This is a genomic window from Pseudomonas sp. NPDC077186, assembly GCF_044543505.1.
Lineage (GTDB): Bacteria > Pseudomonadota > Gammaproteobacteria > Pseudomonadales > Pseudomonadaceae > Aquipseudomonas.
In genome coordinates, this window is record NZ_JBITWE010000003.1 from 156,420 (window position 1) to 171,616 (window position 15,197).

14 protein-coding genes are annotated in these 15,197 nt (G+C 65.6%); 6 read left to right on the forward strand and 8 right to left on the reverse strand.

Translation table 11 applies throughout. The features are described 5' to 3' along the window. Positions 1 to 242 precede the first annotated feature (242 nt). Positions 243 to 3,287 (forward strand): type I restriction endonuclease subunit R, encoded by a 3,045-nt coding sequence (locus ACIGKL_RS12645; RefSeq protein WP_397486989.1) that lies wholly within the window; start codon positions 243 to 245, stop codon positions 3,285 to 3,287. A gap of 144 nt (positions 3,288 to 3,431) precedes the next feature. After that, positions 3,432 to 3,761: a hypothetical protein gene (locus tag ACIGKL_RS12650; RefSeq protein WP_397486990.1), complete on the forward strand. Its 330-nt coding sequence runs from the start codon at positions 3,432 to 3,434 to the stop codon at positions 3,759 to 3,761. Positions 3,762 to 3,880: 119 nt separating this feature from the next. Here the strand turns inward: ACIGKL_RS12650 and ACIGKL_RS12655 are convergent, their stop codons facing one another. From ACIGKL_RS12655 to ACIGKL_RS12665, 3 genes are read right to left on the reverse strand one after another with little or no spacing between them, the layout of a single operon-like run. Then, entirely contained in the window at positions 3,881 to 4,675 is a 795-nt protein-coding gene (locus ACIGKL_RS12655) for a thymidylate synthase (RefSeq protein WP_397486991.1), read from the reverse strand. Then, the gene (gene lgt / locus ACIGKL_RS12660; protein ID WP_397486992.1) at positions 4,672 to 5,475 is read right to left on the reverse strand and encodes a prolipoprotein diacylglyceryl transferase; all 804 of its coding nucleotides are present in this window, start codon (positions 5,473 to 5,475) and stop codon (positions 4,672 to 4,674) included. The genes ACIGKL_RS12655 and lgt overlap by 4 nt, the downstream gene beginning before the upstream one ends. A 10-nt stretch (positions 5,476 to 5,485) precedes the next feature. Beyond that, positions 5,486 to 6,268, reverse strand: a complete 783-nt coding sequence (locus ACIGKL_RS12665) for a sulfite exporter TauE/SafE family protein (protein WP_397486993.1) — start codon at positions 6,266 to 6,268, stop codon at positions 5,486 to 5,488. 150 nt (positions 6,269 to 6,418) lie between these two features. On the opposite strand from ACIGKL_RS12665, the gene ACIGKL_RS12670 reads away from it, so the two are divergent. Then, complete coding sequence (locus ACIGKL_RS12670) at positions 6,419 to 7,165, forward strand: NRDE family protein (protein ID WP_397486994.1); 747 nt, start codon at positions 6,419 to 6,421, stop codon at positions 7,163 to 7,165. 160 nt (positions 7,166 to 7,325) lie between these two features. Here ACIGKL_RS12670 and ptsP read toward each other — a convergent pair whose 3' ends face one another. Both ptsP and ACIGKL_RS12680 read right to left on the reverse strand, forming a co-directional pair. Continuing rightward, positions 7,326 to 9,605: a phosphoenolpyruvate--protein phosphotransferase gene (ptsP, locus tag ACIGKL_RS12675; RefSeq protein ID WP_397486995.1), complete on the reverse strand. Its 2,280-nt coding sequence runs from the start codon at positions 9,603 to 9,605 to the stop codon at positions 7,326 to 7,328. Positions 9,606 to 9,623: 18 nt separating this feature from the next. Beyond that, positions 9,624 to 10,103 carry an RNA pyrophosphohydrolase gene (locus tag ACIGKL_RS12680; protein ID WP_122109670.1) on the reverse strand — a complete coding sequence of 160 codons (480 nt, stop codon included), beginning with the start codon at positions 10,101 to 10,103 and terminating at the stop codon, positions 9,624 to 9,626. Between the two features lie 143 nt (positions 10,104 to 10,246). Here ACIGKL_RS12680 and ACIGKL_RS12685 point away from each other — a divergent pair, with 143 nt between their 5' ends. After that, a complete protein-coding gene (locus ACIGKL_RS12685) occupies positions 10,247 to 10,900 on the forward strand; it encodes an HAD family hydrolase (RefSeq protein ID WP_397486996.1) in 654 nt (217 codons plus the stop codon). 182 nt (positions 10,901 to 11,082) lie between these two features. Here the strand turns inward: ACIGKL_RS12685 and ACIGKL_RS12690 are convergent, their stop codons facing one another. Together ACIGKL_RS12690 and ilvA are read right to left on the reverse strand one after the other, a co-directional pair. Beyond that, complete coding sequence (locus ACIGKL_RS12690) at positions 11,083 to 11,523, reverse strand: DUF2269 family protein (protein WP_397486997.1); 441 nt, start codon at positions 11,521 to 11,523, stop codon at positions 11,083 to 11,085. Positions 11,524 to 11,537: 14 nt separating this feature from the next. Beyond that, on the reverse strand, positions 11,538 to 13,052 hold the full coding sequence (gene ilvA / locus ACIGKL_RS12695; RefSeq protein WP_397486998.1) for a threonine ammonia-lyase, biosynthetic: 1,515 nt from the start codon (positions 13,050 to 13,052) through the stop codon (positions 11,538 to 11,540). 148 nt (positions 13,053 to 13,200) lie between these two features. On the opposite strand from ilvA, the gene rpiA reads away from it, so the two are divergent. Next, entirely contained in the window at positions 13,201 to 13,872 is a 672-nt protein-coding gene (gene rpiA / locus ACIGKL_RS12700) for a ribose-5-phosphate isomerase RpiA (protein ID WP_397486999.1), read from the forward strand. Positions 13,873 to 13,934: 62 nt separating this feature from the next. Continuing rightward, complete coding sequence (locus ACIGKL_RS12705) at positions 13,935 to 14,270, forward strand: YegP family protein (RefSeq protein WP_397487000.1); 336 nt, start codon at positions 13,935 to 13,937, stop codon at positions 14,268 to 14,270. On the opposite strand, the gene ACIGKL_RS12710 is transcribed toward ACIGKL_RS12705, so the two are convergent. Next, positions 14,267 to 15,181 carry an SdiA-regulated domain-containing protein gene (locus ACIGKL_RS12710; RefSeq protein ID WP_397487001.1) on the reverse strand — a complete coding sequence of 305 codons (915 nt, stop codon included), beginning with the start codon at positions 15,179 to 15,181 and terminating at the stop codon, positions 14,267 to 14,269. The genes ACIGKL_RS12705 and ACIGKL_RS12710 overlap by 4 nt on opposite strands. Positions 15,182 to 15,197: the final 16 nt, after the last annotated feature.

Here is a 15,197-nt window from a genome sequence, read left to right on the forward strand (position 1 = left end):
CACTCCCGCGAAGGCGGGAGCCCAGGAAATCCGCAGGTTATGGATTCCCGCCTGCGCGGGAATGACGGCTTTCTCAGAGCTTCCTTAACAGCCCAAGCTGGCTTACACACAGAAATTCATATGTAAGAAACAGGCATTCAACCTTACATATGTATTTATGTATGTAAGGATCAAACGACCAGCCTTACACATAATGTGCGCTATGTAAGAAAGCGCCATCCAAGCTCACAGAAGGATCGACCGTGGCCAAGAAGCACAGCGAAGCGCAGTTCGAAGACGCCATCGAGTACTCCCTGTTGCACGAGGGCGGGCTGAGCCAGGGCCACAGCCAGGATTTCGATCCCGCCCGCGCCCTGGAGCCGATCCAGGTGCTGGACTTTATCCAGCGCACCCAGCCCAAGGTGTGGCAGGCGCTGCAAGCCATCCAAGGCGAAGGCGCCGGCGCCCTGGTGCTCGATGGCCTGTGCAAGGAGCTCGACACCAAGGGCATGCTCAAGGTGCTGCGCCATGGCTTCAAGTGCTACGGCAAGCTGCTGCGGGTGGCTTTCTTCGCGCCGAGCAACGGCCTCAACCCCGACACCCTGGCGCTCTATGCGCAGAACCGCGTATCGGTGACCCGCCAGCTGTACTTCTCCGAGAAGGACAACAAGTCGCTGGACCTGGTGCTGTTTATCAACGGCCTGCCCATCGTCACCGCCGAGCTGAAAAACTCGCTGTCCGGGCAGAGCGTCGAAGACGCCAAGCTGCAGTACAAGCACAAGCGCGACCCGCAGGAGAAGCTGTTCGAGTTCAAGAAGCGCGCCCTGGTGCATTTCGCCGTGGATCAGGACCTGGCCTTTATGACCACCCGCCTGTCCGGCGGCAAGACGGTGTTTTTGCCGTTCAACCTGGGTTGCCCGATCACCCCGACGGAAACCGGCGCCGGCAACCCACCGGCCGCCGACGGCGGCTACCGCACCAGCTACCTGTGGCGCGAGGTGTGGCAACGCGACAGCCTGCTGGATATCGTCGGCCAGTTCATGCACCTGCAGGAGGACGAGAAGCGCATCGTCGTCGATGGTGCGATCAAGAAGATCCGCAAGGAGACCATGATCTTCCCGCGCTACCACCAGCTCGATGCGGTACGCCGGCTGATCGATCACAGCCGCCGGCATGGCAGCGGGCGCAATTATCTGGTGGAACATTCGGCCGGTTCGGGCAAGTCCAACTCCATCGCCTGGCTGGCCCACCGTCTGTCCAGCCTGCATGACGCCCGTGACGCCAAGGTGTTCGACTCGGTGGTGGTGATCACCGACCGCCGAGTGCTGGATCAGCAGCTGCAGGACTGCATCTACCAGTTCGAGCACAAACAGGGCGTGGTGCAGAAGATCAACGAGGACACCAAGCAGCTGGTGCAGGCGCTGGCCGGCGGCACGCCGATCGTCATCACCACGCTGCAGAAATTCCCCTTCGTCAGCGAAACCCTGGAAAAGCTCAACCAGCAGGGCAACCCGAACACCCTGGCGATCAGCACCCAGGGCAAGCGTTACGCGGTGATCATCGACGAGGCGCACAGCTCGCAGTCCGGCGAAACGGCGATGGACATGAAGTACGTGCTCAACCAGCACGGCATCGAGGAAGCCGCCGCGCAGTACCGTGCGGAGAACCCCGACGAGGAGAACGATGGTGTGCTGCGCGAGATGCTCAAGCGCGGCCGCCAGGCCAATATCAGCTTCTACGCCTTCACCGCCACGCCCAAGTACAAGACCAAGCACGTGTTCGACGAGCCGGGGCCAAGCGGCACGGCGCCTTTCCACAAGTACGGTATGCGCCAGGCCATCGAAGAACGCTTCATCCTCGATGTGCTGGCGCACTACACGACCTACCAGACCTACTACAAGCTGACCCAATCCGCCGTCAACGACCCGCAGGTGCAGCGCAAGAAGGCGGCGCTGGCGCTGGCGCGCTTCCTGACCCTGAACCCGCACAACATCAACCAAAAGACCGAGGTGATGGTGGAGCACTTCCGCACCCACGTGCGGCACAAGATAGGCCAGCGGGCCAAGGCCATGGTAGTCACCGACTCGCGCCTGCACGCGGTGCGCTACAAGCTGGCCTTCGATGCCTATATCGCCAGCAAGGGCTACACCGACGTGAAGTCCCTGGTGGCCTTTTCCGGCAGCGTGGAAGACCCGGACTTCAAGGACAAGACCTACACGGAAGTGAGCATGAACGGCGGTATTTCCGAGCGCGAGCTGCCGGAAACCTTCGCCGGCGAGGAATACCGCGTATTGCTGGTGGCGGAGAAATACCAGACCGGCTTCGACCAGCCGCTGCTGCACAGCATGTACGTGGACAAGAAGCTCTCAGGCATCCAGGCGGTGCAGACCCTGTCGCGCCTCAACCGCATGGCGCCGGGCAAGGAAGACACCTTCGTGCTGGATTTCCGCAACAAGCCCGAGGAAATCTTCGCGGCGTTCAAGCCCTATTACGGCGAGACGCCCTATGAGGAGCTGACCGATCCGCAGCACCTGTACCGCCTGCAGCACCAGATCGAGGAACTGCAGCTGATCTACGCCGACGAGGTGCACGACTACTGTGCGCTGTACTTCGCCGGCAAGCGCAAGGAGAGCGTGCACGACCAGGCCAGGATGAACGGCATCCTCGATCTGGCGGTGGAGCGCTTCAAGCGTCTCGACGAGGAAGATCAGCTGGAATGCAAGGGGCTGCTGGTCAACTTCCGCAACCTGTATGGCTTTCTCTCCCAGGTGATGCCCTATCAGGACTCGGAGCTGGAGCGCCTGTACACCTACCTACGCTTCCTGCTGACCAAGCTGCCGCGAGATGCCAGCGGCCCCGGCTACCAGGTGGATGATGAAGTCACCCTGGAGTACTACCGGCTGCAGAAAATCAGCGAGGGCAGCATCGACCTGACCCAAGGCGAAGCCACCGCGCTGAAGGGCCCCAGCGATGTCGGCACCGGCCGACCGGGCGACGAGGAAGTGCCGCTATCGGAGCTGGTCAAGGCGCTGAACGAGCGTTTCGGCACCAACTTCACCGAGGCGGATCAGCTGTTCTTCGACCAGATCGAAGCCGAGGCCATTGCCAACGAGGACCTGGAAAAGGCGGTCAACGCCAACTCGCTGGAAGACTTCGGCTATGTGTTCCGCAAGGCCTTCGAGGGCTTGGTGATCGACCGCATGGAGGGCAACGAGGAAATCTTCACCCGGCTGATGGCCGATGGCGATTTCCGCGATCTGGCCTCCGAGCACCTGCTGAAAAAAGTCTATAGGGCGTTACGCAAGTGACGCCTGAGCAAGAACACACCACCGGTCCCTTGATATGCACATCCGTCTCATAGCCGAGCGGCTCGAGAACCGAGGAGCGAAGCGCGCACAGACCATTCACGTAGGGTCGCGCAGCGACCATTTCAATCGTGAGCGCTCATCGACATGACGGAGTGGATAAAAGGATTTCGCCAATGGCTGGAGCGGCGGCGGCTTGAACGCGAACCGGTTTGGACGGCGGACCATGTGACGCTGGAGATGATCGACACCGAGGTCGGCAACGGGATTCTGGATAATCTGAAAGCCGAGGGTTGGAGACAGGTCGCGCAGTACAGTCCGCTGGCTTTCGACAAAGGCATCGATCACGACAGCTACCGGCTGCGTCGTGGGCGGGACGAGCTAAATCTGGAGTGGGACAACTGGCTGGAGTGGAAAATCAGCGGGCCAGGCGACGTCGTCGAGGAAATCGCGCAACGTTTTTCATTGAAAAAGTAAACGACTGCACTCCCGGGTTACGCCTTCGGCTAACCCAGGCTACGGTGAGGTCCGTAGCCTGGGTTGAGCGTAGCGATACCCGGGGATTGAACGCGCGATAATCGGCCCCCAAGCGGGCCCTACACCGCCACCGGCGCCTTGATATGCGGGTGGGCCTGGTAGCCGACCAGCTCGAAGTCCTCGAACTTGAAGGCCAGCAGATCCTTCACCGCGGGGTTGAGCTGCATGGTCGGCAGCGGCAGCGGCTGGCGAGTCAGCTGCAGGTCGGTCTGCTCGATATGGTTGGCGTACAGGTGGCAGTCGCCGCCGGTCCAGATGAACTCGCCCGGCTGCAGGTTGCACACCTGAGCCACCATCAGCGTCAGCAGCGCGTAGCTGGCGATATTGAAGGGCACGCCCAGGAAGATGTCGGCCGAGCGCTGGTACAGCTGGCAGCTGAGCTTGCCGTTCGCCACGTAGAACTGGAACAGCGCATGGCACGGCGGCAGGGCCATCTGCTCGACCAGCGCCGGATTCCAGGCCGAGACGATCAGCCGGCGCGAGTCCGGGTTGCTCTTGAGCATCGCGATCAGCTTGGCGATCTGGTCGATCGACTCGCCGTTGGGCGCCGGCCAGCTGCGCCACTGGTAGCCGTACACCGGGCCGAGGTCGCCGTTCTCGTCGGCCCATTCGTCCCAGATGGACACGCCGTTTTCCTTCAGGTAACGGATGTTGGTGTCGCCCTGCAGGAACCACAGCAGCTCGTGGATGATCGAGCGCAGGTGGCATTTCTTGGTGGTGACCAGGGGGAAGCCGTCGGCCAGGTCGAAGCGCATCTGGTAGCCGAACAGGCTGTAGGTGCCGGTGCCGGTGCGGTCTTCCTTGAAGGTGCCGTGCTCGCGCACGTGGCGCATCAGGTCGAGGTACTGTTTCATCGGGCGGCTCCTTGTACGGGCTGGCGCTTGTAGGCGTAGGCGATCAGGCCGATACCGCCGAGGATCATCGGCAGGCACAGCACCTGGCCCATGGTCAGCCAGTTCCAGGCCAGGTAGCCGAGCTGGACGTCCGGCACGCGGACGAACTCGACGATAAAGCGGAACAGCCCGTAGCAGGCGGCGAACATGCCGGACACCGCCATGGTCGGGCGCGGCTTGCGCGAGTAGAACCAGAGGATGGCGAACAGCGCCACGCCCTCCAGGGCGAACTGGTACAGCTGCGAGGGATGCCGCGCCAGTTGCTGCGGGTCGGTGGGGAACACCATGGCCCAGGGCAGGTCGGTGGCCTTGCCCCACAGCTCGGCGTTGATAAAGTTGCCGATCCGGCCCGCACCCAGCCCAATCGGAACGAGAGGCGCGATAAAGTCCATCAGCTCGAAGAAGCTCTTGCCGTTGCGCTTGCCGAACCACCAGCTGGCCAGCATCACCCCGAGCAGCCCGCCGTGGAACGACATGCCGCCCTCCCACACCCGCAGGATCTTCGCCGGTTCGGCGATATAGGCCGCAAAGTCGTAGAACAACACGTAGCCCAGGCGACCGCCGAGTATCACCCCCATGGCCACCCAGAACACCAGGTCGGAGAGCTTCTCCTTGTTCCAGCCGGCGTCGAAGCGGGCCAGCCGGCGCGACGCCAGCCACCAGGCGCCACCGATGCCGACCAGGTACATCAGGCCGTACCAGTGGATTTTCAGCGGGCCCAGGGCGATGGCCACCGGGTCGATCTGCGGGTAAGGCAGCATCAATCACTCCTTAGATCAGAAAACTCAGGCCCACGCCGAACAGCAGCAGGGCGAACAGACGCTTGAGCAGACGCGGCGACAGGCGATGGGCCAGGCGCGCGCCGAAGCGGGCGAAAAACATGCTGGTCACGGCGATCCCGACCAGCGCCGGCAGGTACACGAAACCGATGCTCCACGGCGGCAGATTCGGATTCTCCCAGCCGGTGAACATGAAACTCAGCGCACCGGCGATGGCGATCGGTAGGCCGCAGGCCGCCGAGGTGGCCACCGCCTGCTGCATCGGCACGCTGCGCCAGACCAGGAAGGGCACGGTCAGCGAGCCGCCGCCGATGCCGAAGATCGCCGAGGCCCAGCCGATCACCCCGCCGGCCGCCGTCAGCAGCGGCCTGCCTGGGACAGCGCCTTCGGCCTTGGGTTTCAGATCGAGCGCCATCTGCGCGGCGATCACCAGGGCGAACACACCGATGATCTTCTGCAACCAGTCGCCCTCGATGGCCGCCGCGGTCAGCGCGCCCAGCGCCGCGCCGAACAGGATGCCCAGGCTCAGCCAGCGAAACAGCGGCCAGCGCACCGCGCCGCGACGCTGATGCTCGAGCGCGGAATTGATCGAGGTGAAGACGATGGTGGCCAGCGAGGTGCCCACCGCCAGGTGGGTGAGAATCTCCGCCGGCATACCCTGCGCGGCGAAGCTGAACACCAGCACCGGCACTATGATCAACCCGCCGCCCACGCCGAACAGGCCGGCCAGCACGCCGGCGGCCGCGCCTAGCAGCAGGTAGAGCAGCAGTTCCATCGATACCCCCGAAAACAAAGCGGCATGGTAGCGGAATTGCCCCGACAGCGGCAGGTTCCGGGCGTCGGCCACGGTGCGCCGGGGCGGATTTACTCCGCCGTTTCGGCTTCGTGCTAGCCTGCAAGGCAAACTCCGTACAAGGATCGTCCCATGTGCCTGATCGTTTTCGCCTGGCGCCCGGATCACCCGCAGCCGCTGCTGCTGGCGGCCAACCGCGACGAGTTCTACGCCCGCCCCAGCTGGCCGCTGCGCGAGTGGGACGATGCGCCGGGGCTGTTCGCCGGGCGTGACCTGCAGGCCGGCGGCACCTGGCTGGGGATGAGCGCGGACGGCCGCTTCGCCGCGCTGACCAATATCCGCGACCCTGGCCAGGAGCCCGGCCAGCGCTCGCGCGGCGAGCTGCCGGTGGCCTTCCTGCGTGGCCAGGCGACGCCGCAGGCCTACCTCGCGCAGCTCGCGGCCAGGGCCGGGGACTACGGCGGCTTCAACCTGTTGCTCGGCGATGCGCGCCAGCTCTGGTACTACAACAGCCGCGAGGGCGAGCCGCGCCCCCTGGCGGAAGGGCTCTATGGCCTGTCGAACGCCAGTCTCGACAGCCCCTGGCCCAAGCTGCAGCGGGCCAAGGCGACGCTGGAGAACTGTCTCGACGCGCCCGACAGCCAGCGTCTGCTGGCCCTGCTGGCCGACACCACGCAACCGCCCGAGCACCTGCTGCCCGATACCGGCGTCGGCCCGGCGGTGGAGCGCCTGCTGGCCACCGCCTTTATCGCCAGCGCCAACTACGGCACCCGCGCCAGCACCGCGCTGCTGCTCAACGCCGACGACAGCTGGGAACTGGTCGAACGCAGCTTCGGTCCGCAGGGCAGGCCGCTGGGCGAGGTTGCCGTACGCCGGTAGGCGGGGCGTAGGGTGGATGACGCTTAATCCATCCACATAAACGGTGAATGAGCAGCGTAGGCGGAGGGGCCGCTGGTGCGCACGGCGCACCCTACGATGACGCCGACGTTTGGGGCATCACCGGTTTTTTCTTGACGCTTGTAGCTTGCAGCTACTTTTTTCAGGCCTGGATATTCGACGCGGGGTTGATCACCCGGCCCAGGCCGAGGTTGCGCAGGGCCAGGTGCAGGGTGCTGTAGATCAGGTGCGGGTTGTCCATGGTCATCACCTGGCCGAGCAGCTCCTTGGCCTTGCTCTGGGTGATCTGGCGCAGCAGCCACTTGACCTTGGGCAGGTTGGTGGCGTTCATCGACAAGGAGTCGAAACCCATCGCCAGCAGCAGCACGGCGGCGGCCGGGTCGCCGGCCATCTCGCCGCAGATGCTCACCGGCTTGCCTTCGGCATGGGCGTCGTGGATCACCTTCTGCAGCGCCTGCAGCACCGCCGGGTGGAGGAAGTCGTAGAGGTCGGCGACCCGCGGGTTGTTGCGGTCCACCGCCAGCAGGTACTGGGTCAGGTCGTTGGAGCCGACCGAGAGGAAGTCCACCTGGCGCGCCAGCTCGCGGGTCTGGTAGACCGCGGCGGGAATCTCGATCATCACGCCGATCGGCGGCAGCGGCACGTCGGTGCCTTCGTCGCGCACCTCGCCCCAGGCGCGGTGGATCAGGTGCAGCGCCTCCTCCAGCTCCTGGGTACCGGAAATCATCGGCAGCAGGATGCGCAGGTTGTTCAGCCCCTCGCTGGCCTTGAGCATGGCGCGGGTCTGCACCAAGAAGATCTCCGGGTGGTCGAGGGTGACGCGGATGCCGCGCCAGCCGAGGAAGGGATTCTCTTCCTTGATCGGAAAGTAGGACAGCGCCTTATCGCCGCCGATATCCAGGGTGCGCATGGTCACCGGCAGCGGGTGGAAGGCCTGCAGCTGCTCGCGGTAGGTGGCCAGCTGCTCCTTCTCGCTGGGGAAGCGCTCGTTGACCATGAACGGCACTTCAGTGCGGTACAGGCCGACGCCCTCGGCGCCACGCTGCTGGGCACGGGCCACATCGGCGAGCAGCCCGGTATTGACCCACAGCGGCATGCGCTGGCCGTCGAGGGTCTCGCAGGGCAGCGCGCGCAGGGCGTCGAGGCCCTCGGTAAGCTGACGCTCCTCCTCGACCACGTCGGCGTACTGCTTGCTCAGCAGTTCGCTGGGGTTGGTGAACACTTCGCCGTGGTAGCCGTCGACGATCAGCTTGATGCCGTCGATCTTCGAATAGGGCAGGTCGACCACCCCCATCACCGTGGGGATACCCATGGCGCGGGCGAAGATCGCCACGTGCGAGTTGCCCGAGCCGGTCACCGAGATCAGGCCGGCCAGCTTGCCCTCCGGCACCTCGCCGAGCATCGCCGGCGACAGCTCCTCGCTGACCAGGATGGTGTTGTCGGGGTAGACCAGGGCGCTCTTGCGCTCCTCCTGCAGGTAGGCGAGCAGGCGCCGGCCGAGGTCGCGCACGTCGCTGGCGCGCTCGCGCAGGTAGGCGTCGTCCATCAGCTCGAAACGCTGCACGTGGTCGAGCACCACCTGGCGCAGGGCGCCCTGCGCCCACTGGCCGGTCTTGATGACCTTGCGCACCTCGTTACCCAGGGCGGCGTCGTCGAGCATCATCAGGTAGACGTCGAACAGCGCGCGTTCTTCCTTGCGCAGCTGGGTGGCGAGCTTGGCGGACAGCTCGTGCATGTCCTCGCGCACCCAGCCCAGGGCCTTGTCGAACAGCTCCAGTTCGGCGGCGATGTCGTCCACCGCACGATCCGGCACCACGTTGAGGTCGGCCGGCGGCAGCACCACCACCGCGGTGCCGACGCCGGCGCCGGGGGCGCCCGGCACGCCGACGAACTTGGCCTCCTGTACCCCCTTGCCCTGACGGCCGAGACCGCGGATCGAACCGGTGGCCTCGGCATGGGCGATAACGCCGGCGAGCTGGGCGCTCATGGTGACCAGGAAGGCTTCCTCGCCCTCGTCGAACTGGCGGCGCTCCTTCTGCTGCACCACCAGCACGCCCATCACCCGCCGGTGGTGGATGATCGGCGCGCCGAGGAAGGAGGCGTAGCGTTCCTCGCCGGTCTCGGCGAAGTAGCGGTAGCGCGGGTGGTCGGCGGCGTTTTCCAGGTTCAACGGCTCCTCGCGGGTGCCGACCAGGCCGACCAGACCTTCGCTGGGGGCCATGCTGACCTTGCCGATGGAACGCTTGTTGAGGCCCTCGGTGGCCATCAGCACGAAGCGGTTGGTTTCCGGGTCGAGCAGGTAGACCGAGCACACCTGGCTGCCCATGGCCTCCTTGACCCGCTGCACGATGATCGACAACGCCGCCTTGAGATCCTTGGCGGCGTTAACTTCCTGGACGATCTTGCGCAGCGTATTGAGCATGCTCGGTTCTAGTCCGTATCAGTCGCGCACCAGCAGGCGCGGCGCGAGTTCCTTGAGGGCGCGGCGGTACACCTCGCGCTTGAATGTGACCACCTGACCCAGCGGATACCAGTAACTGACCCAGCGCCAGCCGTCGAACTCGGGCTTGCCGGTCAGGTCCATGCGCACCCGCTCTTCGGCGCCGGTCAGGCGCAGCAGGAACCACTTCTGCTTCTGGCCGATGCACAGCGGCTGGCTGTGGGTGCGCACCAGGCGCTGCGGCAGACGATAACGCAACCAGCCGCGGGTGCAGGCGAGGATCTTCACATCCTGCTCCTCGAGGCCAACTTCTTCGTTGAGTTCGCGGTACAGCGCCTCTTCCGGCGATTCGCGGTCGTTGATCCCGCCCTGGGGAAACTGCCAGGCATCCTGGTTGATGCGCCGCGCCCAGAGCACCTGGCCGACATCATTGGTCAGGATGATGCCGACATTCGGGCGGAAACCATCAGAATCGATCACGGCAAGCAACCTCGTACGCGCAAGTTCCGGCATTGTTCCACAAAGCCGGCGACAGCGGCAACGCGGCCGGCGGCGCGGTAGGAAAGGTCGTGCAAAGCCGCTATTCTGGCGCGCCCAACCGGTTTCCCACGAAGGTACTCAAGGTGCGCCTGGCCCTATTCGATCTCGACAATACCCTGCTCGCCGGCGACAGCGATCACAGCTGGGGCGACTTCATCTGCCAGCGCGGCCTGGTCGACGCCGACGAATACCAGGCGCGCAACGATGCCTTCTATGCCGACTACTGCGCCGGCAAGCTGGACGTGGTGGCCTACCAGAACTTCAGCCAGGCGATTCTCGGTCGCACCGGCATGGAACAGCTGGCGCAGTGGCACCGCGAGTTCATGGCCGAGGTGATCGAGCCGATCATCCTGGCCAAGGGCGAGGCGCTGCTGGAAGAACACCGCAAGGCCGGCGACAAGCTGGTGATCATCACCGCCACCAACCGTTTCGTCACCGCGCCCATCGCCGCGCGCCTGGGCGTCGAGACGCTGATCGCCACCGAATGCGGCATGCAAGGCGACCGTTACACCGGGCAGATTGCCGGCATCCCCTGCTACCAGCAGGGCAAGGTGACCAGGTTGAACGAGTGGCTGGCGCAGACCGGCCACAGCCTGGACGGCAGCTATTTCTACAGCGACTCGCGCAACGACCTGCCGCTGCTGGAAGTCGCCAGCCAGCCGGTGGCGGTGGACCCGGACGAGGTGCTGCGCGCCACCGCCGTCGAACGCGGCTGGCCGGTGATTTCGCTGCGCTAAGCGCAAGCCGGATCGCGCAATGACGTAGGGTGCGCCGTGCGCACCACGGTTTACATCATTCGTAGCCGGTGCGCACGGCCTGGGCGGCCCCGCGCGCGCTACACGAGGCGCATAGCGCCACAATCCCTCTCCCGCCCTGCGGGCAGGGAGAGGGTCATCAGAAGCCGCCATGGCGGCTGTTTTTAAGCCGGCTTGGCGCCCATCAGCGCCATGATGGCGATCAGCAGCAGCAGAATCAGCCCGGCATAGATCAAACACAGACGCTTGAGCGAAGAGGGCGCCGGGGCGTCGCCCAGCGCGCGCCAGGCGGCCAGACGCCCGGCCAGCAGCAGGCCGAGCAGCATCAGCACGGCGTAGAGGATGCTGCCCAGCAGCAGCCAGGTCTGTCCCAGCGGCCAGCCGACGTTGTCCACCAGCCACCAGCCGGTCAGCGGCAGGCTCAGCGCCAGCACGGCGAAGGCCGGCAGGCTGTACAGCAGGGTCACGCGCAGCTTGCGCGCCAGCACGGCGGCATCGCCTGCGCGCTGCGCCTTGAACAGCATCACGGCGTGGGCGATCAGGCCGAGCAGCAGCAGGATGCCCGGGGCGCCGTGGAGAATGCGGACCAGCAGGTAGTGTTCCATCACGTGCTCCTTGTTCAGCCCAAGAACAGGCTGTAGGCGGGGTTGTCGCTCTCGTCCCAATAGGGGTAGCCGATGGCGTCCAGCGCCTCGGCCACCAGGTGGCGCTCGCTGTCCGGCACCTGCAGGCCGGCCACCACGCGGCCGTCGGCGGCGCCGTGGTTGCGGTAGTGGAACATCGAGATATTCCAGCGCCCACCGAGTTTCTGCAGGAAGTTGAACAGCGCGCCGGGGCGCTCGGGAAATTCGAAGCGAAACACCATCTCGTCGCTGACCCGCGCCGCGTGGCCGCCGACCATATGACGGATATGCAGCTTGGCCAGCTCGTTGTCGGTCAGGTCCAGCACCGGGAAGCCTTGGCCGCGCAGCCCTTCGACCAGCGCCGCACGCGGGTCGCTGTCGGGGTGGGTCTGCACGCCGACAAAGATGTGCGCCTCGCGGTCGGTGTGGTAGCGGTAGTTGAACTCGGTGATCTGGCGCTTGCCGATGGCCTCGCAGAAGGCCTTGAAGCTGCCCGGCTGCTCGGGGATGGTCACGGCGATGATCGCCTCGCGCTTCTCGCCCAGCTCGGCGCGCTCGGCGACGTGACGCAGGCGGTCGAAGTTGACGTTGGCGCCCGAGTCGATGCCCACCAGCACCTTGCCCTGGGCGCGCTCGCGCTCGACGTACTTCTTGATCCCGGCCACGGCCAGGGCGCCGGCCGGCTCGGTGATGGAGCGGGTGTCGTCGTAGATGTCCTTGATCGCCGCGCAGATCTCGTCGCTGCTGACGGTGATCACCTCGTCGACATGCTGCCGGCAGATGTCGAAGCAGTGCGCGCCGATCTGCGCCACCGCCACGCCGTCGGCGAACAGCCCGACGCTCGGCAGCACCACCCGAGAGCCTGCGGCCATGGCGGCCTGCAGGCAGTTGGAATCGTCCGGCTCGACGCCGATCACCTTGATCTCCGGGCGCAGGTACTTGACGTAGGCGGCGATGCCGGCGATCAGGCCGCCGCCGCCCACCGGCACGAAGATGGCGTCCAGTTGGCCCGGGTGCTGGCGCAGCACCTCCATGGCCACGGTGCCCTGGCCGGCGATCACCAGTGGGTCGTCATAGGGGTGGATATAGGTGTAGCCCTTCTCCTCCACCAATTTGAGCGAATGCGCCAGCGCCTCGGGGAAGGCGTCGCCGTGCAGCACCACCTTGCCGCCGCGCGAGCGCACGCCCTGCACCTTCAATTCCGGCGTGGTGCGCGGCATGACGATGGTCGCCTTCACCCCCAGGTGCTTGGCCGCCAGGGCCAGGCCCTGGGCGTGGTTGCCGGCCGAGGCGGTGACCACGCCGCGTTCCAGCTCCTCGGCCGACAGCTGGGCCAGCTTGTTGTAGGCGCCGCGAATCTTGAACGAGTACACCGGCTGCAGATCCTCGCGCTTGAGCAGAATCTGGTTACCGAGCCGCTCGGACAGCTGGCGGGCCGGTTGCAGCGGGGTTTCCACCGCGACGTCGTAGACGCGCGAGGTGAGGATCTTCTTCACGTACTGTTCGAGCATGGCGGGTTCGCAGGCGGTCGGGCTTGGAGGGGACTGCCGAGTCTACCCCAGCGCTTCGCCGTGCGACCACAGAGAGTGCGGGGTTTTTGCCGGCCATGCGGCTATAATTCGCGGCTCTTTTCCCTCCCTTGCCAGGCGCACCCCCGCGATGAACCAGGATCAGCTGAAACAGGCCGTGGCCCAGGCCGCCGTCGACCACATTCTTCCCCGCCTCGACAGCAAGAGCGTCATCGGCGTGGGCACCGGCTCCACCGCTAACTTCTTCATCGACGCCCTGGCCAAGCACCGGATGGAATTCGATGGCGCGGTGGCCAGCTCCGAAGCCACCGCCGCGCGGCTCAAGGGCCACGGCATCCCGGTGTACGACCTGAACACGGTGAGCGAACTGGAGTTCTACGTCGACGGCGCCGACGAGAGCGACGAGCACCTGAACCTGATCAAGGGCGGCGGCGCCGCGCTGACCCGCGAGAAGATAGTCGCCGCGGTGGCGCGCACCTTCATCTGCATCGCCGACGCCAGCAAGCTGGTGCCGGTGCTCGGCGCCTTCCCGCTGCCGGTGGAGGTGATCCCCATGGCACGCAGCCATGTGGCGCGCGAGCTGGTCAAGCTGGGCGGCGACCCGGTGTACCGCGAGGGCGTGCTGACCGACAACGGCAACATCATCCTCGACGTGCACAACATGAGCATCGTCGACCCGGTGAAGCTGGAGGCGGACATCAACGCCATAGTCGGGGTGGTCACCAACGGCCTGTTCGCCGCGCGCCCGGCCGACCTGCTGCTGCTCGGCACCGCCGAGGGCGTCAAGCGCATCAGCCGCTGAAACTGGTCGGATAGGCAGGAGGGGCTAGGCTAAAGCCGAATCCCCCACACCAGGAGTGCCTCATGTCCGGCAAGTTCGAGCTGAAGAAGGCCAAAGACGGCCAGTTCCATTTCAACCTGCTGGCCGGCAACGGCCAGGTCATCCTCACCAGCGAGCTGTACAAGGCCAAGGATTCGGCCCTGAACGGCATCGACTCGGTGCGCAAGAACGCGCAGCGCGCCGGCGCCTTCGAGAGCAAGACCGCGAGCAACGACAAGCACCATTTCGTGCTCAAGGCCACTAACGGCCAGGTGGTCGGCCAGAGCCAGATGTACGCCAGCGCCGCCAGCTGCCAGAACGGCATCGAATCGGTGCAGAAGAACGCGCCGGACGCCGCGCTGGACGATCAGACGGCCTAATCGGCTGCCTTCCTGAACAGATAGAACAGGTTCGGCTCGCTGATCAGGTAGAGGTTGCCGGCGTCGTCGGTGGCCACCCCCTCGGCCTGCGGCACGCCGCGCTGCAGGCCATGCTGGCCGGCCAGCAGCGACAGGGTGCTGACCGGCTTGCCCTGAGCGTCCAGCTCGATCACCAGGCGCGACTCGTCCGACAGCGCCAGCAGGTGGCCGCTGGCGCTGTCGAAATCCAGGCTCGACAGGTCGCGCACGAACAGCCGCGCATCGCGCTTGGGGTCGGTGTTAACCTGCAGCGCCAGCGGCTTGCCCGTATCGACATGGGGGAAGCCGAGCACCTCGAAGATGCGCACCGGGTCGCGCTCCTTGGCCACCAGCAGGCGCTGGTTCTTGGCGTCGTAGGCCAGCCCCTCGAAGCCCTTGTTGCCACCCGCGCCAATGCCCAGCGACAGCTGCTGGAAATCGCCGGCGTCGAGCACCCGGGTGGCGTCGTCGATGCGCACCTTGACCAGGCGCTGCTCACGCTCGTCGGCGATCACGTAGGTGCCCGGCGCCACGTACTCGATGGCCTCGGGGTCGCCGAAGCCTTGCAGGTCGATGCTGCGCTTGAGCTGCCCGTCCAGGCTCAGCTCGATCACCCGCGCCGGTTTGTTGGTGACGCTGAACAGGCTGGCGCGATCCGGGTCGTAGGTCAGCGCCGAGACGTCGCTGATGTCGCCGATCGGCTTGGCGTCGATCACCACCCGGTAGTCGCCCAGCCACAGCGAGCGCTCGCGCCACTCGCCGCCGTGCCGCCACTCCTGCACCAGGAACCAGGCGCGCTCGAACAGACGGTATTGCTGGCCCAGCACGGCGCCGACCAACAGCACAAACAGCAGGACGTAGAGCCAGGGGTGGAAACTCAGCAGACGGCGCATGACGACTCTCTCTGAC